General features: G+C 65.1%; 29 protein-coding genes. 12 read left to right on the forward strand and 17 right to left on the reverse strand.

The annotated features are described in order from the left end of the window. Positions 1-79: 79 nt before the first annotated feature. The 5 genes from D4754_RS09475 to D4754_RS09495 all read right to left on the reverse strand — a co-directional run bounded on the left by D4754_RS09475 (position 80) and on the right by D4754_RS09495 (position 4,050). Positions 80-1,120 (reverse strand): threonine aldolase family protein, encoded by a 1,041-nt coding sequence (locus D4754_RS09475; protein ID WP_121062862.1) that lies wholly within the window; start codon positions 1,118-1,120, stop codon positions 80-82. Further along, positions 1,120-1,608 carry a YcgN family cysteine cluster protein gene (locus D4754_RS09480; protein ID WP_121062864.1) on the reverse strand — a complete coding sequence of 163 codons (489 nt, stop codon included), beginning with the start codon at positions 1,606-1,608 and terminating at the stop codon, positions 1,120-1,122. Before D4754_RS09480 ends, D4754_RS09475 begins: the two co-directional genes overlap by 1 nt. Then, positions 1,605-2,537 carry a bifunctional riboflavin kinase/FAD synthetase gene (locus D4754_RS09485; RefSeq protein WP_121062866.1) on the reverse strand — a complete coding sequence of 311 codons (933 nt, stop codon included), beginning with the start codon at positions 2,535-2,537 and terminating at the stop codon, positions 1,605-1,607. Before D4754_RS09485 ends, D4754_RS09480 begins: the two co-directional genes overlap by 4 nt. A 90-nt stretch (positions 2,538-2,627) precedes the next feature. Further along, positions 2,628-3,071 (reverse strand): MaoC family dehydratase, encoded by a 444-nt coding sequence (locus tag D4754_RS09490; protein WP_121062868.1) that lies wholly within the window; start codon positions 3,069-3,071, stop codon positions 2,628-2,630. 103 nt (positions 3,072-3,174) lie between these two features. Beyond that, entirely contained in the window at positions 3,175-4,050 is an 876-nt protein-coding gene (locus tag D4754_RS09495) for a TIGR01459 family HAD-type hydrolase (RefSeq protein ID WP_121062870.1), read from the reverse strand. Positions 4,051-4,205: 155 nt separating this feature from the next. Here D4754_RS09495 and D4754_RS09500 point away from each other — a divergent pair, with 155 nt between their 5' ends. From D4754_RS09500 to D4754_RS09510, 3 genes are read left to right on the forward strand one after another with little or no spacing between them, the layout of a single operon-like run. Next, positions 4,206-4,958 carry a 5-oxoprolinase subunit B family protein gene (locus D4754_RS09500; protein ID WP_121062872.1) on the forward strand — a complete coding sequence of 251 codons (753 nt, stop codon included), beginning with the start codon at positions 4,206-4,208 and terminating at the stop codon, positions 4,956-4,958. Next, positions 4,955-6,010 carry a 5-oxoprolinase subunit C family protein gene (locus D4754_RS09505; protein ID WP_121062874.1) on the forward strand — a complete coding sequence of 352 codons (1,056 nt, stop codon included), beginning with the start codon at positions 4,955-4,957 and terminating at the stop codon, positions 6,008-6,010. The genes D4754_RS09500 and D4754_RS09505 overlap by 4 nt, the downstream gene beginning before the upstream one ends. Further along, positions 6,007-6,777 (forward strand): LamB/YcsF family protein, encoded by a 771-nt coding sequence (locus D4754_RS09510; RefSeq protein WP_121062877.1) that lies wholly within the window; start codon positions 6,007-6,009, stop codon positions 6,775-6,777. Before D4754_RS09505 ends, D4754_RS09510 begins: the two co-directional genes overlap by 4 nt. 226 nt (positions 6,778-7,003) lie before the next feature. Here the strand turns inward: D4754_RS09510 and D4754_RS09515 are convergent, their stop codons facing one another. Continuing rightward, on the reverse strand, positions 7,004-7,924 hold the full coding sequence (locus D4754_RS09515; protein WP_121062879.1) for a manganese-dependent inorganic pyrophosphatase: 921 nt from the start codon (positions 7,922-7,924) through the stop codon (positions 7,004-7,006). 170 nt (positions 7,925-8,094) lie between these two features. Here D4754_RS09515 and D4754_RS09520 point away from each other — a divergent pair, with 170 nt between their 5' ends. After that, complete coding sequence (locus D4754_RS09520; protein WP_121062881.1) at positions 8,095-8,766, forward strand: DUF2161 domain-containing phosphodiesterase; 672 nt, start codon at positions 8,095-8,097, stop codon at positions 8,764-8,766. Between the two features lie 77 nt (positions 8,767-8,843). Here D4754_RS09520 and D4754_RS09525 read toward each other — a convergent pair whose 3' ends face one another. Further along, complete coding sequence (locus tag D4754_RS09525; RefSeq protein WP_121062883.1) at positions 8,844-9,251, reverse strand: hypothetical protein; 408 nt, start codon at positions 9,249-9,251, stop codon at positions 8,844-8,846. 238 nt (positions 9,252-9,489) lie between these two features. Here D4754_RS09525 and D4754_RS09530 point away from each other — a divergent pair, with 238 nt between their 5' ends. The 4 genes from D4754_RS09530 (at position 9,490) to D4754_RS09545 (ending at position 14,083) form a co-directional block, all read left to right on the forward strand. Continuing rightward, complete coding sequence (locus D4754_RS09530) at positions 9,490-9,801, forward strand: co-chaperone GroES (protein WP_121062885.1); 312 nt, start codon at positions 9,490-9,492, stop codon at positions 9,799-9,801. 48 nt (positions 9,802-9,849) lie between these two features. Continuing rightward, complete coding sequence (gene groL, locus D4754_RS09535; protein ID WP_121062887.1) at positions 9,850-11,499, forward strand: chaperonin GroEL; 1,650 nt, start codon at positions 9,850-9,852, stop codon at positions 11,497-11,499. A gap of 184 nt (positions 11,500-11,683) precedes the next feature. Then, entirely contained in the window at positions 11,684-12,814 is a 1,131-nt protein-coding gene (locus D4754_RS09540) for a polymer-forming cytoskeletal protein (RefSeq protein ID WP_163025863.1), read from the forward strand. Between the two features lie 114 nt (positions 12,815-12,928). Beyond that, the gene (locus tag D4754_RS09545; RefSeq protein ID WP_121063381.1) at positions 12,929-14,083 is read left to right on the forward strand and encodes an alpha-D-ribose 1-methylphosphonate 5-triphosphate diphosphatase; all 1,155 of its coding nucleotides are present in this window, start codon (positions 12,929-12,931) and stop codon (positions 14,081-14,083) included. On the opposite strand, the gene D4754_RS09550 is transcribed toward D4754_RS09545, so the two are convergent. The 3 genes from D4754_RS09550 to D4754_RS09560 all read right to left on the reverse strand — a co-directional run bounded on the left by D4754_RS09550 (position 14,080) and on the right by D4754_RS09560 (position 15,932). After that, a complete protein-coding gene (locus D4754_RS09550; protein ID WP_121062890.1) occupies positions 14,080-15,150 on the reverse strand; it encodes a 5-(carboxyamino)imidazole ribonucleotide synthase in 1,071 nt (356 codons plus the stop codon). The two genes, D4754_RS09545 and D4754_RS09550, sit on opposite strands and share 4 nt — an antisense overlap. Further along, positions 15,143-15,631, reverse strand: a complete 489-nt coding sequence (purE, locus tag D4754_RS09555) for a 5-(carboxyamino)imidazole ribonucleotide mutase (RefSeq protein ID WP_121062892.1) — start codon at positions 15,629-15,631, stop codon at positions 15,143-15,145. Before purE ends, D4754_RS09550 begins: the two co-directional genes overlap by 8 nt. A gap of 76 nt (positions 15,632-15,707) precedes the next feature. After that, positions 15,708-15,932, reverse strand: coding sequence for a YdcH family protein (locus D4754_RS09560; protein ID WP_121062894.1), 225 nt, complete (start codon positions 15,930-15,932; stop codon positions 15,708-15,710). A 171-nt stretch (positions 15,933-16,103) separates the two neighbouring features. Here D4754_RS09560 and D4754_RS09565 point away from each other — a divergent pair, with 171 nt between their 5' ends. Both D4754_RS09565 and D4754_RS09570 read left to right on the forward strand, forming a co-directional pair. Continuing rightward, entirely contained in the window at positions 16,104-16,517 is a 414-nt protein-coding gene (locus D4754_RS09565) for an Hsp20 family protein (protein ID WP_121062896.1), read from the forward strand. Between the two features lie 3 nt (positions 16,518-16,520). Continuing rightward, on the forward strand, positions 16,521-16,745 hold the full coding sequence (locus tag D4754_RS09570; protein ID WP_121062898.1) for a DUF1150 family protein: 225 nt from the start codon (positions 16,521-16,523) through the stop codon (positions 16,743-16,745). Positions 16,746-16,750: 5 nt separating this feature from the next. Here D4754_RS09570 and D4754_RS09575 read toward each other — a convergent pair whose 3' ends face one another. The 4 genes from D4754_RS09575 to trxB form a co-directional block, all read right to left on the reverse strand. Then, complete coding sequence (locus tag D4754_RS09575) at positions 16,751-17,578, reverse strand: hypothetical protein (protein WP_121062900.1); 828 nt, start codon at positions 17,576-17,578, stop codon at positions 16,751-16,753. 132 nt (positions 17,579-17,710) lie between these two features. Continuing rightward, the gene (locus D4754_RS09580) at positions 17,711-19,438 is read right to left on the reverse strand and encodes a bifunctional sulfate adenylyltransferase/adenylylsulfate kinase (RefSeq protein ID WP_121062902.1); all 1,728 of its coding nucleotides are present in this window, start codon (positions 19,436-19,438) and stop codon (positions 17,711-17,713) included. 189 nt (positions 19,439-19,627) lie between these two features. Continuing rightward, entirely contained in the window at positions 19,628-21,313 is a 1,686-nt protein-coding gene (locus tag D4754_RS09585) for an adenylate/guanylate cyclase domain-containing protein (RefSeq protein ID WP_240453824.1), read from the reverse strand. A 57-nt stretch (positions 21,314-21,370) separates the two neighbouring features. After that, positions 21,371-22,312: a thioredoxin-disulfide reductase gene (trxB, locus tag D4754_RS09590; protein ID WP_121062906.1), complete on the reverse strand. Its 942-nt coding sequence runs from the start codon at positions 22,310-22,312 to the stop codon at positions 21,371-21,373. Positions 22,313-22,513: 201 nt separating this feature from the next. Between trxB and D4754_RS09595 the strand changes: the two genes are divergently transcribed. After that, on the forward strand, positions 22,514-23,014 hold the full coding sequence (locus tag D4754_RS09595; protein WP_121062909.1) for an Lrp/AsnC family transcriptional regulator: 501 nt from the start codon (positions 22,514-22,516) through the stop codon (positions 23,012-23,014). Between the two features lie 10 nt (positions 23,015-23,024). Here the strand turns inward: D4754_RS09595 and pgeF are convergent, their stop codons facing one another. The 3 genes from pgeF to lgt are packed head-to-tail and all read right to left on the reverse strand — an operon-like array spanning position 23,025 to position 25,749. Next, positions 23,025-23,789, reverse strand: coding sequence for a peptidoglycan editing factor PgeF (gene pgeF / locus D4754_RS09600; RefSeq protein WP_121062910.1), 765 nt, complete (start codon positions 23,787-23,789; stop codon positions 23,025-23,027). Next, positions 23,786-24,853, reverse strand: a complete 1,068-nt coding sequence (locus D4754_RS09605) for a class I SAM-dependent methyltransferase (protein ID WP_121063383.1) — start codon at positions 24,851-24,853, stop codon at positions 23,786-23,788. The genes pgeF and D4754_RS09605 overlap by 4 nt, the downstream gene beginning before the upstream one ends. After that, positions 24,850-25,749, reverse strand: a complete 900-nt coding sequence (lgt, locus tag D4754_RS09610; protein ID WP_121062912.1) for a prolipoprotein diacylglyceryl transferase — start codon at positions 25,747-25,749, stop codon at positions 24,850-24,852. Before lgt ends, D4754_RS09605 begins: the two co-directional genes overlap by 4 nt. Positions 25,750-25,845: 96 nt before the next feature. Between lgt and D4754_RS09615 the strand changes: the two genes are divergently transcribed. Further along, positions 25,846-26,085, forward strand: a complete 240-nt coding sequence (locus D4754_RS09615; RefSeq protein ID WP_121062914.1) for an accessory factor UbiK family protein — start codon at positions 25,846-25,848, stop codon at positions 26,083-26,085. Positions 26,086-26,363: the final 278 nt, after the last annotated feature.

Genomic DNA, 26,363 nt, shown 5'->3' on the forward strand with positions numbered 1-26,363 from the left:
CTGCAGGGGCAAAGCTGCTGCGGTGCGGAAAACGCCGGTTGCATGGCAGGTGTCGCATGCGGGCCCGGGCCGCTGCAAGTCAGTCGAAATGGCCCAGGAACGTGTCGACCGCGTCCGGCGTGACCGACCAGTCGCAGACCAGCCGTGCGGTCAGGCCTTCTTCCGGGTCGTCGCCGTCCAGGCTGCCGGCCCAGATGTGATAGGCGGCTCCGGCGTCGTGGAGGCGCTGGTGGATGCGGCGGGGGAAGACGGGGAACAGCATGTTGGCATCGGGCGAATGGGCAAAGGTCACGCCGCGCGCGCGCAGCCCGTCAGCCAGTTGCGCCGCCGCCGCGTTGGCCTTCCGGGCCGAGCGCAGCCACAGATCGTCTTCCAGATAGGCCAGCATCTGCGCCGACAGGTAGCGGTGCTTGGAAAACAGCTGCGCGCCCCGCTTGCGGCGAAGTTCGAATTCCCAGGCGTGGGCGGAATCGAAGAAGATCACGGCCTCGACCCCCATCAGCCCGTTCTTGGTGCCGCCGAAGGACACGACATCGACGCCAGCTTTCCATGTCATCTCGGCCGGAGAACAGTTCAGCCGCGCCAATGCGTTCGAATACCTTGCGCCATCCATGTAGACGGGCAGGGCGAAGTTCTTGGCCACCGCACACAGCGTTTCGATCTCGGCCAGGGTGTAGACACTGCCGCGTTCCGTCACCTGCGTGATCGAGACCGGCCCGCGCTGGGGGCCGTGGACGCCGCGGGTTTCTTCGCCCTCGATGCTGGTGCGCAGGGCGTCCGGGTCCATCTTGTCGGTTCCGGGCACCAGTGTCAGCTTTGCCCCGCCCGAGAAGAATTCGGGCGCGTTGCATTCGTCTTCGTGGATATGGGCAACGGGGGAACAGAAGACCGTTTGCCAGGGCTGCGCAAGCGTCGCCAGCGCCAGCGCATTCGCGGCCGTTCCGGTGGCCACAAGGTAAACGGCGGCTTCGGGCGCTTCGAAAAGCGTCCGGATGCGGTCTGTCACCTCGGCCATCTGGGCATCGGCGCCATAGGCCATCGCATAGCCTTCGTTGGCGGCGGCGAGCGCCGTCAGAACCTCCGGATGGACGGGGCCGGAATTGTCAGAGGCAAAGAACATCAGACGGGCTCCTCGATGATGAAGTCCTCCCAGTCGTCTTCGTCGACGTCGAACTCCGGGATGGTACGGTCTTGCAGCGAAATGCCGGCATCGTGCACCGATTGCGCGGTGCCGGTCAAAAGAGGGTGCCACTTGGGCAAGGGCTCGCCCACGTGCAGCAGCCGGTAGGCGCAGGTGCGCGGCAGCCAGTAGGCGTGCTGTTCGATCGTCTCGGGCGACAGCACGATGCATTCGGGCACGAAATTGTGGCGGATCGGGTACTGGCTGCACCGGCAGGTGGAATCGTCGAACAGCCGGCAGGCCAGGCGGGTCAGCGCAACCTCGCCCGTTTCAAAATCCTCCAGCTTGTTGAGGCAGCACTTGCCGCAGCCGTCACACAGCGCTTCCCATTCGTCGCGGTTCATCCGGTCCAGCGACTTCTTTTCCCAGAACCGGCGGCCAAGGCCGGTCCGGTCTATTGGATCGTCGTCGGACCTGCGGGCGGTCATAGCGCGACCAGTATGTCGCGCGAACGGGCGCAGTCGGCCTCGATCTGGGCGATCAACTGCTCGATTCCGTCGAATTTCTGCTCGGGGCGCAGGAACTCCACCAGTCCGACCGAGACGCGCGCGCCATAGAGATCGCCCGAGAAATCGAAGATATGCGGTTCCAGGTTTGGCGTTTCGACGCCGTACATCGGGTGAATGCCAAGAGAGGCAGCGCCATGATACGACCCGATATTCGGGCCCGTCAGCACGTCGACCAGCACGGCATAGACCCCGAAGGCCGGGCGGTGCAGCCCGGCGATTGAGATGTTGGCGGTGGGATAACCCAGTTCGCGCCCGCGCTGTTCGCCGCCGACCACGGTGCCTTCGATCCGGTGCCAGTGGCCCAGCATCGCGGCGGCATCCCTAGGGCGGCCTTCGCTCAGCGCGGTGCGGATCGCGGTCGAGGAGACGGTTTCGTCGGATTGCTCCAGCAGCGGGGCGATGGTGACGCCAAAGCCCATCTCCTCCCCGAAGCGAACCAGATCCTCGACCCCGCCGGCCCGGTCCTTGCCGAAGCGGAAATCGGCGCCGACGACAACGTTCGTCAGCCCCAGCCCGCCGGCGATGATATCCCGGGCGAAGGCCTCGGGCGTCAGGCCGGCGAGGGCCGCGTTGAAGTTCAGCTCATACAGCCTGTCGACACCCAGCTTTTCCAGCCGGCTGGCACGCGCATCCGCGTTCATCAGCCGGAAGGGCGGTGCATCCGGGGCGAAATAGCTGCGGGGATGGGGTTCGAACGTGAGAACGCCCAAAGGCGCATCGGGACGCGCCTGGCGGGCCAGGTCGATGACCGAGCGATGGCCCAGATGCACCCCGTCGAAGTTACCGATCGCGACTGTTGCGCCGCGATCTTCGGGGGCGACGTAACGATAGTCCCGGATGATGCGCATGGGCCCGTCCGTAGCGGCACTGCGGGGAAGGTTCAAGCGGGACTCAAAGGGCATTCAGGGGACGGCGTTCAGCGCGTGCCCTGAAGACCGTCAGTCGAACTTGCGCGAAGGCGCCATGACCGTCGCTTCGCCCACCAGGACCTTGGTGTTGCCCACGCGGCAGACGCAATCCAGCGTCACCCGGCGTTTCTTGTGGTCGATGGCCGTCACGGTGACTTCGGCATGGACCATGTCACCGGGGCGGACGGGGGCCAGGAACTTCAGCGACTGGCCCATGTAGACGGTGCCATGCCCGGGAAGCTGTTCGCCGATCACGGCGGAAATCAGCCCCGCGGTCAGCATGCCGTGGGCGATGCGGCCGTGAAAGATCGTGTCCTGGGCGTAGTCCTCGTCCAGGTGCACCGGGTTATGATCGGTGGATACCTTGGCGAACAGCTCGATATCCTCGTCGGTCACCTGTTTCTGCAGGTACCGCGACATGCCCATTTCGATGTCTTCGATGCAGATCGTTCCGCGCGGCAGATTATCCAGCATGGCATCCTCTTGAGATCACCGCCGGGTAATAAAATGCCTTCACCCGGCTACAGTGCGTAACTTTATTACTTCGCAGCTGCAGAAAATCAAGAGGGAAATGCACCTACCGCAGGAAACCGATGGCAAAGGTCGGCGAAATCATTTCCTTCGCGACATATTCTTTCAGCGCGTCCGCGTCGGGCTGTTCCTTCGTGATCGTCTCGGCCGCCGCCAGACCGCCGGTGATGAAGAGCGAATCGATGTCCTCGCCCATCGCGCCGTCGATATCCGTATGGGGGCCGTCGCCGATGGCCAGAATGGCCGACGGGTTCACGTCCTTGCCCAGCGACAGAAGCCGCCGCCGCGCCAGATCGTAGATCGGCGGATGGGGCTTGCCGAAATACAGGCTCTCGCCCCCCATCTCGGTATAAAGCTGCGCCAGCGCGCCGGCGCACCATTGCCGTTCCTCGCCGCGGTCGACCACGATGTCGGGATTGGCGCAGAGCAGTTTCAGCCCCTTGGTCTTGGCATACAGGAAATCGGCCCGGTTCACGGCCGGGTCCGCCAGCGGATCGAAGGGGCCGCAGCAGACGATTCCCTCGGCCTCGTCCAGCGGCACGCGTTCGATTTCGACGGGGTTGTCGAGGATCTGGAGCGGCTTGAAGAAATCTTCGTCGCGGTCCTCTTCGCCCATGAAATAGACCTTCCGGCCCACGGCGCCCTGGTACATCGCGGCGCGGGCGCTGTCGCCCGACGTGGCGATGGCATCATAGGAATCGTCGGGCACGCCGAAGCCGCGGATCTGTTCGGCCACGCTGTCGCGCGGGCGGGGGGAGTTGGTGACGAGCACCACCGTGCCGGCGCGTTGGCGGTAGCCCTGAAGCGCGGCGACCGCATCGGGGAATGCTTCGATCCCGTTATGAAGACACCCCCACAGATCGACGTAGAGCACGTCGTAACGGTCGGAGATGTCGCTGAGCGATGAGATGATCCGGGTCATGGCGTCCTTTCGGGGCGCGGGGGGCGCACTGTCGTTCGCTGCCTTCTAGCGCGGTGGCGCAGCCGCGGCAAACCTCCGGAACATCGTGCGGCGATTGGCGGTTGTCTCTGCGCCGGAGGGGACGCAGAGTCGGCCCCTGAAACAGGGGGCGGACCATGGCGGACGGGACCGGCGACACATTTCCGAAGATCAGGACCGTCGGCATCGACGGCATGCTGGTGACCTTCGCGCCGGTGCTGGAAGACCGCGCCAACCGGGCCGCGCTGGCGTTCCGCGCCGCGGTGGATAGGTCCGGGGTGGACTATATTTTCGAGACAGCGACGACTTTGACGTCGGTCTACCTGCGGTTCGACCCGCTCGCGCTGTCGCATGACGCGTTGCAGGATCGGTTGCAGGACCTGCTGGCCGAGCAGGACTGGATGGAGGCGGATCTGCCGGAGGGCCGCAGGCTATGGACCGTGCCGACGGTCTTCGGCACCGAGCTTGCGCCGCAACTGGCGGAGGCCGCGTCCGAGGCGGGGATGAGCGAGGCCGAGGCGATCGAGGATCTGACGTCGTCGCGCGTGCGCGTCCTGACCATCGGCTTCGCGCCGGGGCAGCCCTACATGGGGCCGCTGAAATCCGCGTGGGACATTCCGCGGCTGAAGGCCGTGACGCCGCGCGTGCCCGAAGGTGCGCTGGTGCTGGCGATCCGGCAGGTGATCGTCTTCACCGCCGAAACGCCCACCGGCTGGCGTCATGTCGGCCAGACGGCCTTCCGCGGGTTCCGGCCCGAGGCGGACGCGCCCTTTGCGCTGCTGCCGGGGGATGAGATGCGGTTCGAGCCGATAACGCCCGAAGATCTGGAAACTATCCGCGCGGACAATGCAGACGGCATGGGCGGCGCACGGGTCGAGGATATCGCATGACACCGGCCCTGATCGTTCAATCCATCGGCCCCGCCGCGACCATTCAGGACCAAGGCCGTCCCGGCTACCGCGATCAGGGCCTGTCGCCCAGCGGGGCGGCGGATCTGCTGGCGCTGGCGGAAGGGGCGGCCTTGCTGGGGCAGGGGGCCGACCTTGCCGCGCTGGAGATGCCCGCGACCGGGGGCAAGTTTCAAGCGGAAGGCGATCTGCGGATCGCCCTGACCGGCGCGCCGATGATGGCTACGCTGGAAGACCGGCCGATTGCGTGGAACGCCTCGCACGCCGTCTCGGCCGGGCAGATCCTGCAGATCGGCGGGGCAAAGGCGGGCGTCTATGGCTACCTGCACCTGGCGGGCGGGATCGATGCCGCGCCCGTTCTGGGCGCCCGTGCCGCGCATCTGGCGGCCGGTCTGGGCAAACCGGTGGAGCGCGGCGCGCGGCTGGCAGCCGGGGCCGGGGCTGCGGGCAAGTCCGGGCTGGTGCTGGACGTGGACGACCGCTTTTTCGGCGGGGAGGTCCGCGTTGTAGCCAGTCTGCAGACGGCGCTGTTCGATGACAAAACTCTGGCGCGGTTCGAGGCGACGGCATTCAAGCGCGGCGGTCGCGCCAACCGGATGGGGGTGGAGATGCTGTCGGAGGGCGACGGGTTTTCGGCCTCGGGCCAGCTTGATATCCTGTCGGAGGTGATCGTGCCCGGCGATATCCAGATGACCGGGTCGGGGCAGCCCTATGTGCTGCTGCCGGAAAGCCAGACGACCGGGGGCTATCCCCGGATCGGGACGGTGATCCCGTCTGATCTGCCGAAAGTGGCGCAGACGCCGCCGGGGGCGGAGATCCGGTTCCGGTTCGTGGGGATGGACACGGCGCTGGAGATCGAGTCGGCGCGCCGCGCGCATCTGAAGACGCTGCCCGGCAAGGTGCGGCCACTGGTGCGGGATGTGCACGACATTCCCGATCTTCTGGCCTATCGCTTGGTGGGCGGCGCGGTTTCCGCGCCCGACGACCAGACATGGGGCTACGATACAGGCTTCAACACGGGGGACGCGACATGACACGAACGGTCGATCTGAATGCGGACATGGGCGAAAGCTTTGGCGCGTGGACAATGGGCGATGATGCGGCGCTTCTGGAGATCGTGACCTCGGCCAATATCGCCTGCGGGTTTCATGCGGGCGATCCGGACGTGATGGCCCATGTCATGAGCACGGCGCATCTGAACGGGGTGGGCATCGGCTCGCACCCCGGGTTCCGGGATGTGCAGGGCTTCGGGCGCCGCCGCATGGACGTGCCGATGGCGACGCTGAAGAACTGGGTGCGGTACCAGCTTGCGGCGTCGATCGGCATGGCGAAGGCCGTGGGCGCCGAGGTGCGGCATCTGAAGCTGCACGGGGCGCTTTCGAACATGGCCTGCGAAGATATCGAGATGGCCAAGGGGCTGTTCGATGCGGCGCTGTCTGTCGATCCGGATATCGTGATCATGGTGCTGGCGGCGACCCCGATGGAGCAGGCCGCGCGCGACCTTGGTTGCGCCTGGGCGGGCGAGATCTTTGCCGACCGCGCCTATCGCGAGGACGGGCTGCTGGTGGACCGGCGCGATCCGGGCGCGGTGATCCACGATCCCGAGATTGCCGCGGCACGGATGGTCGAGATGGTGAAGGCGGATGCGATCATGACGGACAAGGGTGTCCAGATCGAAGCCTCGATCGACACGATCTGCGTCCATGGCGATACGCCGGAAGCGGTGGAGCTGGCCCGCGCGGTCCGTTCGGGACTGGAAGCATCGGGCGTCGTGGTGGCGCCTTTGGGGCGCGCGACCTGAGGACCGGCCCAACGCCGGGCCCCGCCTTCGGGCCGGCCCGCCCGCCCACCCCCGTCGGATCGCTGGCGCGATCCTCCTTGCCGGCCCGAAGGCGGGGCCAGGTCGGGATGGGCTTTCGTGGCGTGTCGCGGTGTCGGGTCTGAACCGTTGGTTCAGCGAAACGTGCCCGAAGGACGGGCACGTTCGGGATCGAAGGGACTGCCGGACGGACCGGCGCGGCCCGTAATCAGAGCGTCAGGACAGGGACGATCTGCTTCTTGCGGCTGACGACGCCCGGCAGGACGACTTCGTCGCCGGTGACGCTGGCGCCGAAGCTTTTCTCGGCCACGGTCTTGGTCAGTTCGCCCGGGATCAGCAGGGTGGCTTCCTCGCGCAGGATGTCGACCACGAACAGAAGCACGTCATCGACGCCGTCTTCGTTGGCAACGGTGGGCATCGCGGCGATCAGCGCTTCCTTGCGGGACAGCACCGTCTGGGGCGACGTGGTTTCCAGCACGGAGACGCGGAATTTCTTGCCGCCGACTTCGTATTCCTTGCTGTCCATCCGGATCAGTTCGGCTTCGGAGAAGGCCGAGACGTCCGACTTGGCAGCGAACATGTCCGACGCGTAGGCATCGATATCGACGCCCAGATCGCCTGCGATCTTTTTCGCGACGGCGGTGTCGTGGTCCGTCGTGGTGGGCGAGCGGAAGGCCAGCGTGTCGGACAGGATGCAGGTGAGCATCGCGCCTTTCACGGCTTTGGGCATGTCGGCATAGGCGTCGCCGATCAGATCGTACATGATCGTGGCGGTGCAGGCGACGGGCTTGATCGTGATGTCGATCGGGCCCTTGGTTTCCAGCCCGCCGACCAGCTTGTGGTGGTCGATGATGCCCTGGATGTCGGCATCGTTGATGCCGGCGGGCAGTTCGGCCGGGTTGTTGGTGTCGACGATCACGACGGGCGTGTCGGCGGCGACGTCCGAGACGATCTCGGGCTTGTCGAGCTCCCAGTGGCTCAGCATGAAGGCGGCTTCGGTGTTGGGCTCGCCCAGCAGCACGGGCTTGGCCGGCACGTTCTTCACGTTGTTCAGGTACCAGGCCCAGATGATGGGCGAGCCGGTGGAATCGGTGTCGGGCGATTTGTGGCCCAGAATGAGAGTGGTCATGGCAGAGGTCCTATTCGCACATGCGGAAATTTGGCGCGTTATAGGAGCGGGGTATCACCTTGTCACGCGGCGCGCTTGGGCGCTGGCGGTGTCAAATAGACGCGACCGGCTGGCCTGGTTCGGTGCGGGCCCACTGGACGGGCGGGGCTTTGCCGTTAGGATCCCGGGCCATGCGCGAACAGGATCTCTATGCCCCGGTCAAGGCCCTTCTGGAACGGCAGGGCTATGTCGTGAAGGGAGAGGTCGGCGCCGCCGACGTGATGGCGTGCCGCGGTACTGAAGATCCGGTGATCGTAGAGCTGAAGCGCGGCTTTGCGCTGGCGCTGTACCATCAGGCGGTCGAGCGGCTGAAGGTGACGGAACTGGTGTATATCGCCGTGCCGAAGCCCAAGGGAAGGACTGCGCGGCGGGCGTTGAAGGACAACATCGCATTGTGCCGGCGGCTGGGGCTGGGGCTGATCACGGTGCTGGCGGACGGCCGGACCGAGGTGCAGTGCGATCCGGGACCCTATGCGCCGCGGAAGTCGAAGGTGAAGGCGGCGCGGTTGTTGCGCGAGTTCGAACGGCTGGAGGGCGATCCCAACGCAGGCGGCGCCACGCGGCACGGGATCGTCACGGCCTACCGGCAGGACGCGTTGCGCTGCGCGGCGCATCTGGTGGAGGCGGGGCCGACCAAGGGCGCCGTCGTGGCGAAGGCCACGGGCGTGAAGGCGGCGACGCGGGTCATGGCCGACAACCACTATGGCTGGTTCGAACGGGTGGAAAAGGGGATCTACGGGATCACCGACGTGGGTCGCGACGGGCTGAAGCACTGGGCCTACAGTTGGGACGATGCAACCTGAATACTCCGAATCCTGGACGGACACTGAAAACGCAGCCCCCCGGATCACTTGTGATCCGGTTCGCCATTGCTCCTCCGTCAGAACCCGGGTTCGGTGTTTTCGCTGCCCGGCCCGGAAAGCCGCCTTTCCCGCAGCCAGCTTGTCATCTGCCAGCGGATCAGGCGGTCCATCTCGATTGTCTTGAACTCGACACCGGTGCGCTTGGCGACGGTGCGGATGCGGGTCTCGTACGGGCCGATGCGCCCATCGGTGTCGATCAGCAGGATCGCGGGCGCCTTGCCGCTGAGCTCGGCCGCGAAAAGGGCCTGCTGGATACTGTCGAGCGCGCCGCGATTGTCCCAGCCGACCTCGACCACCTGCGTGGGTGTTTCGCAGTCGATCACGATGTGGCGGGTTTCGTCGGCAACGCTGTAGGTGTGACGCTGCTCGGTTTCGCCGCCGAGCATGAGCACGCAATAGATCGCTGCAAGGGCAAGTTCGTTCATGGGACCGGTTTCACTGGTGAAATCAGTCCCCACGTTAACACAGGTTAACGGTCCCGTCCCCAGCGAGGCCCGAAAAGGCTAACGTCCGCGGTCGGAAAAAATTTTGCGAACTGAATCGTTGACAGACGGATGCCATCTCCCTACTTACGGCTCGTTATCACTCACCGGGTGTGAGTGCTAATTCCCGGGGCCAAACCGGGACCTAGGGAGAAACTTTGAGCCTTAAGGAGCTGCAAAGATGGCATTTACTCCGCTTCATGACCGGGTGCTCGTGCGCCGCGTGGAAAGCGAAGAAAAGACCTCTGGTGGTCTGATCATCCCCGATAGCGCAAAAGAAAAGCCTTCGGAAGGCGAAGTCGTGGCTTGCGGCGCAGGTGCGCGCAAGGATTCGGGCGAGCTGATCGACATGGCCGTCAAGCCGGGCGACCGCGTCCTGTTCGGCAAATGGTCGGGCACCGAAGTCACGATCGACGGCGAAGAGCTGTTGATCATGAAGGAAAGCGACATTCTGGGCATCATGGGTGACGCGAAAGCTGCGAAAGCAGCCTGAACGCCTCGCTTCGTTTGATAGATCCCAGACATAACAGGAGAACGGAACATGGCTGCTAAAGACGTCAAGTTCAACACAGATGCGCGCAATCGCATGCTGAAAGGCGTGAACATCCTGGCCGACGCGGTCAAGGTCACGCTGGGCCCCAAGGGCCGGAACGTCGTGATCGACAAATCCTTCGGCGCCCCGCGCATCACCAAGGACGGTGTGTCGGTTGCCAAGGAAATCGAACTGGAAGACAAGTTCGAGAACATGGGCGCGCAGATGGTGAAGGAAGTTGCTTCCCGCACCAATGACGAAGCCGGCGACGGTACCACCACCGCCACCGTGCTGGCCCAGGCCATCGTGAAAGAGGGCATGAAAGCCGTTGCGGCTGGCATGAACCCGATGGATCTGAAGCGCGGCATCGATCTGGCGACCCTGAAGGTCGTCGAAGCGATCAAGGCGGCTTCGCGTGAAGTCAACGATTCGGCCGAAGTGGCACAGGTCGGCACCATCTCGGCCAACGGCGAAGAAGCCATCGGCCAGCAGATCGCCGACGCGATGCAGAAAGTCGGCAACGACGGCGTCATCACCGTCGAAGAGAACAAAGGTCTGGAAACCGAGACCGATGTCGTCGAAGGCATGCAGTTCGACCGCGGCTACCTGTCGCCGTACTTCGTGACCAACGCCGACAAGATGACCGTCGAGCTGGAAGACTGCCTGATCCTGCTGCACGAGAAGAAACTCTCGTCGCTGCAGCCGATGGTTCCGCTGCTGGAACAGGTGATCCAGTCGCAGAAACCCCTGCTGATCATTGCTGAAGATGTCGAAGGCGAAGCGCTGGCGACCCTCGTGGTCAACAAGCTGCGCGGCGGCCTGAAGATCGCAGCCGTGAAAGCACCGGGCTTCGGCGATCGCCGCAAGGCCATGCTGCAGGATCTTGCTATCCTGACCGGCGGCCAGGTGATCTCGGAAGATCTGGGCATGAAGCTGGAATCGGTGACCATGGACATGCTTGGCACCGCCAAGAAGGTCTCGATCACCAAGGACGAAACCACCGTCGTCGACGGCGCTGGCGAAAAGTCCGAGATCGAAGCCCGCGTGGCCCAGATCCGCAACCAGATCGAAGAAACCACGTCCGACTACGACCGCGAGAAGCTGCAGGAACGTGTTGCCAAGCTGGCGGGCGGCGTTGCCGTCATCCGCGTGGGCGGCATGACCGAAGTGGAAGTGAAAGAGCGTAAGGACCGTGTCGACGACGCCCTGAACGCGACCCGCGCTGCTGTGCAGGAAGGCGTTGTCGTTGGCGGCGGCGTTGCCCTGATCCAGGGTGCGAAGGCGCTGGACGGCGTGACAGGCGTGAACGCCGATCAGGACCGCGGTATCGCGATCGTGCGCATCGCGCTGGAAGCTCCGCTGCGTCAGATCGCGGAAAACGCAGGCGTCGACGGGTCCGTCGTTGCCGGCAAGATCCGTGAATCGGACGACGTGAAGTTCGGCTACAACGCTCAGACCGGCGAATATGGCGACATGTTTGCCTTCGGTGTCATCGACCCGGCCAAAGTCGTTCGGACCGCCCTGGAAGACGCATCTTCCATCGCCGGCCTCCTGATCACGACGGAGGCTATGGTGGCGGACCTCCCGGCAAAGGAGTCCGGCGCCGGCGGCGGCATGCCTGACATGGGTGGCATGGGCGGCATGGGCGGCATGATGTAAGCTGCTCTGCACTCCAGAGATCCGGGAAAGGGAGCCTTCGGGCTCCCTTTTCTTTTGCGCGGTCCCCCCTTGCGGGCGCCGTCGTTGTGCACCCGCGGCAAAGGTTCGGCTTGCGTCACGGGGGGCAGGGCGGCAATGGTAAGGGCATCCATTCATGGTGCAAACCGTTCTGGGGGACGACGATATGCGTGTATTCTTAGGTATTCTGTTAGCAGGCGTTCTGGGCACGGCGGCCCTGGCGCAGGACGATGACGACGCGCCGAAGATCTATGACATCGGCAGCGACGTGTTCGAGGCGGGGTCGTCCATCGACCAGTCCCAGACCGGGAAGGCAGACATCTTCCTGTTCGGCGAAACCGCCGTTTCCACCGCCGACATCACGGGCGGGGCGCATATCTTCGCGCGGCGGGTCACGGTCGAGGGCGCGGTCGGGCAGGACGTCTATGCCGCGGGCCAGTACGTGACCGTGGCGGGCGACGTGGCCGGCAACGTCACCACGATGGCCATGAATGTCGACATCGAAGGCAATGTCGCGGGCAACGTCCGCGCGACCGGCAGCGAGGTCGTGCTTCAGGGCGATATCGGCGGTTACGCGATGGTCTTTGCCGAAACGCTGACGATCAACGGCGTGGTCTCGGGCGATCTGGTCTTCGGGGGGCGGACGCTCGATTTCGGGCCGGATGGAGAGGTGACCGGCAAGGTGACCCTGCACGAAGAGGACCCGGGCGATGTGCACCTGCCCGAACGCCTGCGGGATCGCGGCGATGTCGAAAGCGTGCCGCTGGATGAGGACAGCATGCCCGGGGCGTCGGATGTGCTGCCGTCCACGGCGTCGGTTGTCCTGTCCTTCCTTGGCGGGGTTCTGACCATTGCCGTTATCGCGGCGTTGATCGCGGGCTTCATGCCCGACAGCATGGCCAAGATGCGCCGGGCCATCGTCAACCAGCCGGGCCGCGCCTTCATCCGGGGCTTCATTGCGGAAAGCACCATCATCGGCGGCGGCGTGCTGCTGGTCATGACGCTGATCGGCATCCTGCTGCTGCCCGCCGTCATCGTCCTGGCGTTCCTTGCGGCCTTCCTGGGTCACGTCGTGGGCGCCTATGCGCTGGGCGTGCGGCTGCTGGCCTTCGCGGGCAAGGGCGAACCGGCGGATTTCAAGGACCGCGCGCTGTCGGCCTTTGTCGGTGCGCTGATCGCCGGGCTGATCTTTGCCATCCCGTTCGTGGGCTGGCTGTTCTACATGGCGCTGTTCCTTGTGGGCATCGGCGGCATCATCGCGTGGCTGTTCCCCGGCAAGACACGCCGCCACGGTTGAGCCGATCCAGCACCATTTCAGGGGCGTCCTTCGGGGCGCCCCTTTTCTTTGGGTAGCTCTTGCCTGCTGCCTTGGGTATGGCACCGCCAACGCCCCCGGATGGACCTTATGCCGATGACTGCGCTTGCCCTGGACCTGACCCGTGCCCCGATTCTTCTGCCCGACGGCGCCGGGATGGCGCCCGGAACGCTGTCGATCGCGGATGGCCTGATCGTGGATGCGCCGGTGGGCCGGGCGGTGGATCTGTCGGGCTTCTGGGTCCTGCCCGGGATGGTCGACATGCACGGCGACGCGTTCGAACGCCATGTCGCGCCGCGGCGCGGGGCCAACACGAATGTCGATGACGGGATCGTCGCGGCCGAGGCCGAGCTTGCCGCCGCCGGGGTGACGACCGCCGTGCTGGCGCAGTTCTATTCGTGGGAAGGCGGCCTGCGCGGCCCCGAATTCGCGGGCACCGTGTTCGAAGCGATCAAGCGCGTGAAGCGCGCCGTGCCGTCCGACCTGATCCCGCAGCTGCGGTTCGAGTTCAACATGCTGGACGACTACCCCGGCCTGCCCGAGAAGATCGCCGGGTGGGAGGTGCCCTACGTCGTCTTCAACGACCACCTGCAGCACGACCGTCTGGCCGAAGGCCGTCGCCCGAAGCAGCTGACCGGGCAGGCGCTGAAAGCGGGCCGGAACCCGGAGGATCATTGGGCCTTGCTGCAGAAGTTGCACGGTTACGGCCTGCAGATCCCGGAGGCTGTGGAGGCGCTGATGGCCACGCTGGCCGCAGCGGGGGTCCGGTTGGGCAGTCATGACGAACACACGGCTGCCGACCGGGCGCTGTGGGCGTCCCGCGGGGCGCAGATATCGGAGTTCCCGGAGACGATGGAGGCCGCTCAGGCCGCGATGGACAGTGGCGGCACGGTTGTCGGGGGGTCTCCTAACGTGGTGCGGGGCGGGTCACATAAAGGGAACGTAGGGGTTGATGACCTTGTGGCGGCGGGAATCGTCAATGCGTTGGCATCGGACTACCACTACCCGTCCATGCGCCGGGCGGCGTTCATGCTGGCCGACAGGGGCGTCTGCTCGTTCGAGCACGCTTGGGGGCTTCTTTCCTCCGGTCCTGCGAAGGCACTGGGGCTGGACGACCGAGGCAGCCTGCGGGCCGGGCTGCGGGCGGATATCACCATCGTCGATCCCAAAACCCGCCGCGTGTGTGGGACGATTGCCGGCGGGCAGGTCAGCTACCTGTCGGGGGAACTGGCGACGCGCTTCCTGGCCTAGCCGCGCACGATCCGGTTCACGTGGCCCATCTTGCGGCCGGGCCGCGTCTCGGCCTTGCCGTATAGGTGCACGCCGGTGTCGGGCGCGGTCAGCAGGTCGGGCACGCGGGCCATGTCTTCGCCGATCAGGTTCTCCATAACCACATCGGCATGGCGCTGGCCGTCGCCCAAGGGCAGCCCCGCCACGGCGCGGATGTGCTGTTCGAACTGGTCCACGGCGCAGCCGTTCTGCGTCCAGTGGCCAGAGTTATGGACCCGCGGCGCGATTTCGTTCACGACGAGGCCGGATTTGGTCACGAAGAGCTCCACCCCCATCACGCCGACATAATCGAGCGCGTTGAGGATGCGCGCGGCCAGCAGCACCGCATCGGTGCGGAGCGCGGGGCTGAGCGTGGCCGGAACGGTGGTGGTGCGCAGGATGCCGTCGCTGTGGACGTTCTCGCCCGGGTCATAGCAAGCGACGGAGCCGTCGAGCCCGCGGGCGGCGATGACCGAGATCTCGCGGTCGAAATCGACGAAGCCTTCGAGGATCGCCGCGGCGCCATCAAGGGCGGCCAGTGCATCGGCCGCCTGTGCCGGATCGGTGATCCGTGCCTGGCCCTTGCCGTCATAGCCGAAGCGGCGGGTCTTCAGGATGGCGGGGGCGCCGATGCTCTCCATCGCGGCGTCCATGTCGGCGGTCGACGCGATGTCGGCGAAGGGCGCGGTGGAGAGGCCCAGATCCTTCAGGAAAGTCTTTTCGACCAGCCGGTCCTGGCTGACGCGCAGCGCCTCGCGCCCCGGACGGATGGGGCGGAGCGTTTCCAGCAGGTCCAGCGACTGGGTCGGGATGTTTTCGAATTCGTAGGTGATGACGTCGACGGCTTTGGCGAAGGCCCTCAGCGCGTCGGTGTCGGCATAGGACGCCGTCGTGACCTTGTCGGCCACGTGGCCCGCGGGCGGGTTGGCCGAGGGTTCGAAGATATGGCAGCGATAGCCCAGACGGGAGGCGGCGACCGACAGCATGCGGCCCAGCTGGCCACCGCCCAGAATGCCGATCACGGCGCCTTGGGGGAGCGGCTCAGTCATCTTGCGGTGTCTCGGGGATCGAGGCCGACAGCGCATCGCGCCACGCGTCCAGCCGTTCGGCCAGGGCGGGATCGCTGATCGCAAGGATTCCGGCGGCCATCAACCCGGCATTGGCGGCACCGGCGGCCCCGATGGCCATGGTGGCCACGGGAAAGCCGCGGGGCATCTGGACGATGGAATAAAGCGAATCGACGCCGGACAGCGCTTTCGTCTGCACAGGCACACCGATCACGGGCACGCGGGTTTTGGATGCCATCATGCCCGGCAGATGCGCGGCCCCGCCGGCGCCGGCGATGATCACCTTCAACCCGCGCGAGGCGGCGGTCTTACCGTATTCCCACAGCCGGTCGGGCGTGCGGTGGGCGGACACGATGCGGGATTCGTAGGACACGCCCAGTTCGTCGAGCATGCGCGCGGCTTCCCGCATGGTCGGCCAGTCGGACTGGCTGCCCATGATGATCCCTACGTCCGGATTGGCCATACACGTCACTCGCTCGGGTAAAATCAGGCGGTTCGCTTACGGCAAATGCGGCAGCGGCGCAATGGGAGGACGGGGATCAGGCGATGATATCGGGGGTCAGCCGGTCTTCGATCAGGGCGATCCTGTCCTTCAGCGCCAGCTTCTGCTTTTTCAGGCGGCGCACCGTCAGCTGGTCGGCCGTGCCGCGTTCGGTCAGCGCCATGATGGCCTCGTCAAGATCGCGGTGCTGTCGGCGGAACACTTCCAGTTCCACGGCCAGCACATCGTCCGTCTTCATCGATAGATCTGTCGGAGCGTTCATTCCAATCCTCGGCAAGAACGGTGAAGCGATTTCGGTAAGGGACATGATACTTGGCGAACCCGGTTCCGCCTAGCCCTTGTGACCGACATGATTTCTACCCATATTAACACAAGCGCGGTTGCCGAAACGGGACCGTGCCAACCGTCGCTTTGGACATGAAGGACGAAAAAGGTGTCGAAACTTACCTTGGGCGCGTATCCGCACCTGCTTGGCTTCGAACAGCTGGAACGGCTGCTTGAACGCACGGCCAAGACCGGCAACGAAGGGTATCCGCCGTTCAATATCGAACAGACCTCGGATCATTCCTATCGGATCACGCTGGCGGTTGCCGGCTTTTCCGAAAGCGACTTGTCGATCGTCGTCGAGGACCGCCAGCTGGTGATCCGGGGACGGCAGACCGATGACAGCGAAGGCCGGATCTTCCTGCATCGCGGCATCGCCGCCCGTCAGTTCCAGCGCAGTTTCGTGCTGGCCGATGGCGTCGAAGTGGGCGAAGCAGTGATCGAGAACGGTCTTCTTCATGTCGATCTGACCCGCGCCGTGCCGGAACCCGTCGTTCAGACGATCAATATCAGGAAGGGGTAAGCCATGAATACGCCATTCGATTTCAATGCCGGCGGCAAGGCTATCGTCTACGTGAAAGCCGTGGACGCGAAAGACCTGCCGGACGAAGTGCAATCGCAGATGCAGGACCTTGACCGGGTTTATGCCGTGCACGATGCCGAAGGCCAGCAGCTGGCGCTTGTCGCCGACCGCAACCTGGCGTTCGACCTGGCCCGCCAGCACGACTTTTCACCCGTGACGGTGCACTGACGCCGCTAAACGGCGTCCTCCCACACGATATCGGCCGGCAGCCTGTGTTCGTACCGCGCCAGTGCGCGGGCAAACAGGCTGCCTTCGGGCGGGCGCCTGTGAATGTTGATCTTGTGATGGACATGCAGGCCCAGCACCTCCGGATCCTCGTCGATCCGTGAAGGCTCTGCCGGGTCGTAGAAACGTTCGGTTTCCTTCCCGTTCCAGATGTAGAACGGCTTGGTCCCAAGCGCGTATTTCGTCAGCCCATGCGTCTTGGCAAGCTGCGTGAACGCGTCGTTGCCATAGATCGTGATGCCCAGATCGCGGGGGGAAAACGCCTTGCCCTGCAACCGCCAGACCAGCGGCTTCAGCACCCGGCGGCGCCAGCCCAGCCAATGGGGCATAAGGTCGGGATCGTCGTAGACACGGTTGTAATCCGCGATCATCGGGCTGTCCTTCGGCAGGTAGAACACGGGCGAGCCGATGCGGTGGCTGTCCTCCCACGCGAAGAAGGGCTTTGACGAGTCTACGTCGAACGGGCGGAACAGCAGGATATCGGTGTCGAGCCACAGGCCCAGGTCCAGCTCCATCATGCGGATGCGGAACAGGTCGCTGAAATTGGCGATGGATTGCGGGCCGGCGCGGTGGGCGTGGAGGATCGGCTTCAACCGGTCGACATAGGCCGCCGACAGGACCGGTTCGGCGTCCTTCACCGTCACGCCATCGGGCACGTTTTCGGGCGGCTCGAAGGCATAAAGATCGACCTCGAACCCGTTTTCCAGCCACGAGGCAAGGCACAGCGCGCCCAGGTTGTGGATGCGGCCCGAATGCCAGAAGCTTGCCAGTTTCATGTCGTCCCGCCCGTGATGGTACCGAGACGTGACTTAGCCGAGACGCGCGCCGAATAAAAGAAACCGCCCCGACGCAGGGCCGGGGCGGTTCAAATCAGATAGCGATCAGATCAGTTGGTGATCAGATCAGGATCAGGAGTTCAGGCTGGCGCCGATCAGGCCCATGGATTCCAGCTTCAGCACGATCTGGTGGGCGCAGTTGTCGACGTCCACGTTTTCGGTCTCCAGACGCAGTTCCGGGTTCTCCGGCACGTCGTAGGGGTCCGAGATCCCGGTGAATTCCTTGATCTTGCCTTCGCGGGCCAGCTTGTAGAGGCCCTTGCGGTCACGGCGTTCGCATTCCTCGATCGAGGTGGCGACGTGCACTTCCACGAAGGCACCGTAGGATTCGATATCCTCGCGCACGGCGCGGCGGGTGGTTGCGTAGGGCGCGATGGGCGCACAGATCGCGATCCCGCCGTTCTTGGTGATCTCGGAGGCGACATAGCCGATGCGGCGGATGTTCAGATCGCGGTGCTCTTTCGAGAAGCCGAGTTCCGAGCTGAGGTTCTTCCGCACGATGTCACCATCGAGCAGCGTCACCGGGCGGCCGCCCATTTCCATCAGCTTGACCATCAGCGCGTTGGCGATGGTCGACTTGCCCGAACCCGAGAAGCCGGTGAGGAAGACGGTGAAGCCCTGCTGCGCGCGCGGCGGCTTGGTGCGGCGCAGTTCGGTCACGACTTCGGGGAACGAGAACCATTCCGGGATCTCCAGGCCTTCCGCCAGACGGCGGCGCAGCTCGGTGCCCGAGATGTTCAGGATCGTGACGTTGTCCTTGTCCTCGATCTCGTCATTGGGTTCGTACTGGGCGCGCTCCTGCACATAAACCATGTGTTTGAAGTCGACCATTTCGATGCCCATTTCTTCCTGATGCTCGCGGAAGAGGTCCTGTGCGTCGTAGGGGCCGTAGAAATCTTCGCCCTGGCTGTTGGAGCCGGGGCCGGCATGGTCGCGGCCGACGATGAAGTGGGTCACGCCGTAGTTCTTGCGGATCAGACCGTGCCACACGGCCTCGCGCGGGCCGGCCATGCGCATGGCAAGCGGCAGGAGCGACATGGTGGTCGTGGATGCCGGGTACTTGTCCAGCACCGCCTCGTAGCAGCGCACGCGGGTGAAGTGATCGACATCGCCCGGCTTGGTCATGCCGACAACGGGGTGGATCAGCAGGTTGGCCTGCGCTTCCTTGGCGGCGCGGAAGGTCAGTTCCTGGTGCGCGCGGTGCAGCGGGTTGCGCGTCTGGAACGCAACGACGCGACGCCAGCCCAGCTTGCGGAAGTAGCTGCGCAGTTCGTTGGGCGTGTCGCGGCGGCCGCGGAAATCGTAGTGCACGGGCGGCTGGATGCCGACAACCGGGCCACCCAGGTAGACCGGGCCGGCCTGGTGCTTCAGGTAGTAGACGGCCGGGTGCTTTTCATCGTCCGCACCGAAGACCTTTTCGGCTTCCTTCGACTTGTCCGGCGTCCAGCGGTCGGTCACGGTCATGGTGGCCAGGATCACGCCTTCACGGTCGCGCAGCGCGATGTCTTCGCCCAGCTCGAGGCTGTCGGCGAATTCCTGGGTCACGTCCAGCGTGATCGGGATCGGCCACAGCGAACCGTCGGCGGTGCGCATGTTGTCGACGACGCCGTTGTAATCGTCTTCCGTCAGGAAGCCTTTGAGCGGGGCGAAGCCGCCGTTCATCAGCAGTTCGAGGTCGCAAATCTGGCGCGGAGACAGATCATGGCTTTTCAGGCTTGCAGCCTCGACCTTCAGTTTCTGCGCGGAATCGTAGGAAACATATAGTTCGGGTACCGGGGCCAGATTGCTCAGCATAGTCATTACGTCTCTCGATAAATGCATGTTACGTAGCGGCCGGTGGGTCGAGACGCGGCCAAGTGTGCCTTAGACCTCTCGTCGCGCATATGTCCAGCACGGGAGGCGGGAAAGGCCACGAATGCGTGCTTTTGTCCTGCCTGAAGTGTCAAAAATGCTGCCACTGCGAAGGCTGGGTTCCAAGATTCTCGGAAATTATTCCTCATTCCGGGCGTCAATCGCCAGATTTGCGTCCAGATTGCTGCACTGCGGCACGGCCAGCGCGCGCAGCGGCGTGTCCAGCCCCCGGAGGTCGAAGTCCTGAAGCGGCAGGCCGCTGGTGTCGATGCCCGCGGCGGTCAGGACGTCGTCCGAAATCAGAAGCTCGACCTCTTCGACCTTGGTCTGCGCTTCCAGCCGGCTGGCAGTATTGACGGTGTCGCCGATCAGGGTGCGGGGCGCGTTGCCTGCCGCCCCGATCTCGCCCAGCACCAGAAGGCCCAGGTGCACGCCCACACCGATCTTGATCTCGGGGTCGCCGTGCACCTTCAGCGCCTCGTTGAACCCGTCGAGCGCGGAGCCGATCTGGCGGATCGCCTCCAGCGCCGCGCGGGCCGAGCTTTCGGCATCGGCGGTTTCGAACACCGCAAGGAAACCGTCGCCCAGGTACTTGTCGACGGTGCCGCCCACGCGCTGGATCGGGGGGACGACGGCATCGAAGAACCGGTTCAGCAGGAAGACGACGTCATAGGGCAATTGCCCCGAGGTGCGGGCGGTGAAGCCGCGCATGTCGAGAAACAGGATCGCCAGCCGTCGTTCTTCGCCCTGGCTGGCATGGGCGCGGCCACGGCGCCCGTCGGGCTGGAAGACGCGGAAGACGGTCAGGTCGGACATGGGCCGGATCTGGCAGGCCAGCCGCGCATTGGGCGGCGCACGGACCGCGCGCAGCGTCCGCAATTCGCCCGGCTCCGGCGGTGGCAGGTCTTCGCCCCCGGTCTCGACGATCACCCGGCAGGTGGAACACCGGCCCCGGCCGCCGCACAGCGCGGTATGGGGCACGTTGTTCACCTTCGACATCGCCAGAAGTGTCATTCCCTTCTGTGCATGCACGTCGGGCCCGTCGATATAATGCACCCGGATCGACGACCGCCCGGCGATGATCCGGCGCAGGATGTTCCAGCACATGGCGGCCGCCAGCAGGCAAAGGAACACGATCAACGCCCGGTCCGAGATCTGGGCGAGACGCGTGAAAGCCGCGCCGTCGGGCCAGTTCACCGACGCGGCGAAGGATTGAAACGTCTCCGGGTCGCTGGTTGCGGCAACGATGCGGCGGCCTTCGACAAGGTAGCCCGTCAGCGCGTAGGCCGGGATCAGGACGGCCACGCCCGACAGGACGGGCGTCCAGCGGGCCCACCAGCGCGTCAGCCGCAGCCACATGTGCAGGCCGATGCAGGCATGCGTCCAGACGATCAGCAGCAGCAGGCACTGCTGCAGCCCGCTTGTGGTGCCCCACACCAGCCGGATCAGGAAGGCGAAGCTGTCATCGACGTCGTAAAGCACATGCGCCACGTGGGTGTGCACCACGTGCGCGATCAGGAAAAACGGGATCAGGAAGCCCAGTACAAGCTGCACCCAATCGGCGGCCGCCATCCGAAGGCTGCGCTTCTGCGCCACCTTCATCAGCGCAAGGCCCGCGTGCACCAGAATCGCAAGTATCAGAAGCGCGGTGACCGGCGGAAATCGGGTGACGGCCACGCGCCAATCCTGCATTTGCGCCATCAGCTCGGCCGAAAACAGGCCCAGCCCGATGTTCAGGAAATGGGTCAGCGCGAAGGCGAACAGCACCAGCCCCGAGGCAATGCGCGCCCGTGTCGCCCAGCTTCCGCGCCAGAGTGCCGTCACGGGCCGCTCTCCCATACCTGCCCCTCGCCGGTTCCTGGAGAAGGGCAGGGCACCGGCCTATTCGTTTTCGGCCAGAAAGCGTTCTGCCTCAAGGGCTGCCATGCATCCCATGCCGGCGCTGGTCACGGCCTGGCGGTACTTGTGGTCGGTCAGGTCGCCCGCGGCAAAGACGCCGGGGATCGACGTGGCGGTGCTGTCGGGCTGGGTGACGACATAGCCGCCCATGTGGGTTTCCAGCTGATCGATGACCAGTTCGTTGGACGGCGCATGGCCGATGGCCACGAAAACGCCCTTGGTCGGGATCTCGGACACCACGCCGGTATCGACATGGCGGACCTTCACCGACTCGACCCCCAGCGGGCTGTCGGTGCCCACGACTTCTTCCAGCACGTGGTGCCACAGCGGTTCGATCTTGGGGTTCTTCATCAGACGGTCGATCAGGATCTTTTCCGCGCGCAATTCGTTGCGGCGGTGGACCAGCGTGACCTTCGACGCGAAGTTGGTCAGGAAGAGCGCTTCCTCGACGGCGGTGTTGCCGCCGCCGATCACCACGATCTCCTGCCCGCGGTAGAAGAAGCCATCGCAGGTGGCGCAGGCCGAGACGCCGAAGCCCTTGAACTTCTCCTCGGACGGAATGCCCAGCCACTTGGCGCGGGCGCCGGTGGCAAGGATCACCGCGTCAGCCTTGTAGACGGCGCCGCTGTCGGCCGTGGCCGTGAACGGGCGTTCGGACAGGTCCAGATCGGTGATGATGTCGCTGACGATCTCGGTCCCCATGGCGCGGGCATGTTCTTCCATGCGCACCATCAGGTCGGGGCCCTGCACCTCGCTGTCGCCGGGCCAGTTCTCGACCTCGGTTGTGGTGGTCAGCTGACCGCCCGGTTCGATGCCCTGGATCAGCACGGGCTCCAGCATCGCGCGCGATGCATAGACGGCGGCAGTATAGCCTGCCGGGCCGGAACCGATGATCAGGACCTTGACGTGGCGGGGGTCGGACATGTGGGGCTGCTCCTTACGCTGCGGCAGGGGAGACGATCCTGCCGGACACCGGATATAGCCCTGTCACTACGGGACTTGAAGGGTTAACCGGACTTCTGCAAAAAGCACGGAACATGCTGCGCAATGTTGCGCCGCGGCGAAATATTATTGCGCGTTTCGGTGTCCCTGTTATAAGAAACGCAAATTGCTGGAGAGCACTGAATGCCCGACGCCCGTCTGGATCCGATCGACCGCAAGATTCTTTCCGAACTGCAGGCCGATGGGCGGATGACCAATGTCGAATTGGCCAAACGCGTTGGCATATCAGCCCCGCCTTGCCTGCGCCGGGTGCGCACCCTGGAAGAACAGGGCCTGATCCGCGGCTACCATGCCGACGTGAATTCGCGCGAGCTGGGATTCGAGGTTCAGGTCTTCGTGATGGTCGGACTGGAAAGCCAGGCGCAGACGGAACTGTCGGCGTTCGAGGAGCGCTGCCGCCATTGGTCGCTGGTCCGCGAATGTCACATGCTGAACGGCGAGGTCGATTTCATCATCAAGTGCGTGGCGCCCGACCTGTCGAGCTTTCAGATCTTCCTGACCGACGATCTGCTGTCCACGCCCAACGTCGCCAGCGTCAAGACATCGCTGGTGATCCGCACCGCCAAGGACGATCCGGGCGTGCCGTTCGAAGTGCTGGAAGACCGGCTGAGCCGCAGCGCCTGAGGCGATACGGCTAGAGCCGGATGCACGAGATCATGCGCCCGTAATCCGCCTCGCCCGCATGGGTCGTGCGGCGGAAGGAAAAGAACCTTTCGGGATCGGAATAGGTGCAGTGCCGGGTCCATTCGGCCGAGCCCACGCCCGCCTGCCGCAAGCGATAGAGCCCGAAGCCCGGAAGATCGAACATCATCCGGTCGCTTTCGCCATTTGCGAAGAAACGGGCGTATTCGGGATCTTCGACCATGAAATCCTCGAAGAACTCCGGCCCGACCTCGTAGGCGCGCTGGCTTATGCTGGGCCCGATCACGGCGGCGATGTTGGCGCGGTTGGCGCCAAGTGCTTCCATCGCAGCCACGGTGGATTCCAGCACGCCGCCCAGGGCACCCCGCCAGCCCGCATGGGCGGCCCCGATCACGCCGGCCTCGGCATCCGCGAAGAGAACCGGCTGACAATCGGCCGCCAGCACGGACAGCGCGAGGCCGGGCACGTTGGTCACCATCCCGTCTGCCTTGGGCTTCTCCGGCAGCGGTTCCGTCACCGTGATCACGTCGGGCGAATGGACCTGGTGCAGGCCGATCAGCGCGTCGGGGTCCAGCCCCATGGCGCCGGCCACGCGCGCGCGATTCATCGACACGGCCTGCGACTGGTCGGACGATCCCTGCCCGCAGTTCAGCCCGGCGAAGATCCCCGACGATGCCCCGCCGCGGCGGGAAAAGAAGCCGTGCCGGACGGGGGCCAGACTGTCCGAGGTGATGATGTCGAGTGTCGCCTGGCTCATGTGCCGGTTCCTGCAATTGGCGCTGCTCCGCCCGGGGTCAGGCCCAGCACCTGGAACAGGTTTCCCATTTCATCGGGGTGCGTCAACCTGCGATGCGCGGCGATATGAGTTTCCAGCGCCGAACCCTGCAACCCGCGGGCCAATGCCTGCGCACGCGCCGTGATGCCCAGCCGTTCAAGGAACACGCCCTGCGGGGTCAGCGGGGCGGGGTGGCAGCCGGCCTCGGACGCGATAGAAGCCAGCGGTTCGAAATCGACATGGGCCGTCAGATCGGCGTCGCCCGGCGTGTCGAGGGGCGGGCAATCCTTGTGATCGCGCAGCGCCTGCAGCGTGTCGCTCAGCGAATGCCAGCCGCCATAATCGATGATCAGCGCCGCGCCGCCGTGCTGGCCGATGCGGTGGGCGACCTCGGCCATGATCGGGGTGGCGGGTTCGCAGATCTCGACCACGTCGCCGTCGCGCGTGTCGGCCAGCCGATCCGCCAGCGCATGTTGCGGCGCCTCGGGCCCCAGCGCGAAATGCAGGCCGTCCGGCCCCGCCGCGATCAGCCGTTCGTGCCAGCCGCTGGGCCCACGCTGAAACTGGCGGATGGGCAGGGCATCGAAGAATTCGTTGGCGATCAGGAACAGCGGGCCGTCGGGCAGGTCGCCTGCCGTGTTGCACCAGACGGGAGCGTGCCCCTTCAGCGCCGCGGCCTGCGCTTTCCGCAGGGGACCAGAGGCTTCGACAAGTGCCACCGTCGCCGCGTCGTGAAACCCGGGAACACCTTTCGTGGCGCGCAGCAGGTCGGCCATCAGCGTCCCGCGCCCGGGGCCCAGTTCCGCCAGCACGAAGGGGGAGGGGCAGCGCTGATCCATCCAAGCCTGCGCAAGGGCCAGGCCGATCAGTTCACCGAACATCTGGCTGATCTCGGGGGCGGTGGTGAAATCGCCCGCGGCCCCCAGCGGATCGCGCATGCTGTAGTAGCCGAATTCCGGGTGCCACAGGCATTCGGCCATGTAATCGGCCACCTTCATCGGCCCGGTGGCGCGGATCCTTGATATCAGCCGGTCTTCCAGCGTCATGGCGCCACGACCGCGCGGCGCCTCGCGCGGATGGCCAGCCACAGACCAAGCGCGATCATCGGCAGCGACAGGGTCTGCCCCATGGTCAGGCCCACGCCGTCGACATGGAAGGCCAGTCCCAGCGGATTGCCGGGCTCGACGAATTGCGCATCCGGTTGCCGGAAGAATTCGACGATGAAGCGCGCGATGCCGTAGCCCGCGAAGAACGTGCCGCTGACGAGCCCGGGACAGCGGAACCCGTTGCGGCGATAGACCAGCCACAAGAGCACGGCGCCAAGGATCAGGCCTTCCAGTGCCGCTTCATAGAGTTGCGACGGGTGACGCGCGCAGTAGCCCGGCACGATCCCGGCGCAGTCCTGCGCGTAGTAGCCGGGGAAGACGACGGCCCAGGGGAGATCGCTGGGGCGGCCCCAAAGCTCGGCATTGATGAAATTGGCCATGCGGCCAAGGAACAGCCCGGGCGGCACGGTGAAGGCGATCATGTCGGCGGCGGACAGTTGCGGGATGCCTTGCCGCCACGTGTAAAGCCACGAGGCCACGATCACGCCCAGAAGCCCGCCGTGAAACGCCATGCCGCCTTGCCAGATCTGCAGGATCAAGCCCGGGTTCTCCAGATAGAAGCCCGGCTGGTAGAACAGCACGAAGCCCAGCCGCCCGCCGATGATCACGCCCAGGATGATCCAGGTCAGCAATTCCTCGATCTGCCGGGGGCTCATGGGCGGCGTGTCGCCGGGCCAGAGCGCCGGGCGCTTCACCGCGCCCACGGCCATGCGCCACGCGATGGCGATGCCGGCGATATAGGCCAGCGCGTACCAGCGCAGCGCGAACTCCATCCCGAAGGCAGAGATCGTGAACAGCTCGGGCGAGATATCGGGAAATTGGATCACAGCTTGCATGGCGCCAGTCATTGCCTTCGGTCCCGCGGCGAAGTCAACCTTGCCCGCGCGGCCCTGCCTGCCCATATAGGGTGCAAAGCGACAGAGAGATGACCCATGCAAACCCGCAGCAAGATCTTTGACGACATATCCCACCTGATGACCAACGCGATGGGCGTGGCCCAGGGCGCGCGCGACGAGGCCGAGACGGCCATGAAGTCGATGCTCGACCGCTGGCTGGCCGACCGTGACCTGGTCACGCGCGAGGAATTCGACGCCGTGCGCGCCATGGCCCAGAAGGCGCGCGAAGAAAACGCCGCGCTGGAAGCGCGCATCGCCGCGCTGGAAAGCAAGTAAGCGGATTACTGCTGGCCTGAATGCCGGACCGTCGGCGCCCCGCGCAGGGCGCCGACGGGTTCTGCGGTTGGGCCGGGGCGCGTAGCCCGCCCGGCCATCCCGTTCCCCCACATGAGTTTCCCGGCCCCGACCCGCCGATCGCGGCGCCGGAGTTTTGCTGCTGCTTAATGCGGCATATTGTGCCTGCCCCCATATCCATCCACAAGCAATTCCCCTTATCCCCAAGTTTAGGGTTGCCACAGGTCCGCCTTACCAGCACCATATATGGTGTGGGCCGG

It is taken from the genome of Chachezhania antarctica, assembly GCF_003646465.1.
In the GTDB taxonomy this organism is placed as follows: Bacteria; Pseudomonadota; Alphaproteobacteria; order Rhodobacterales; family Rhodobacteraceae; genus Chachezhania; species Chachezhania antarctica.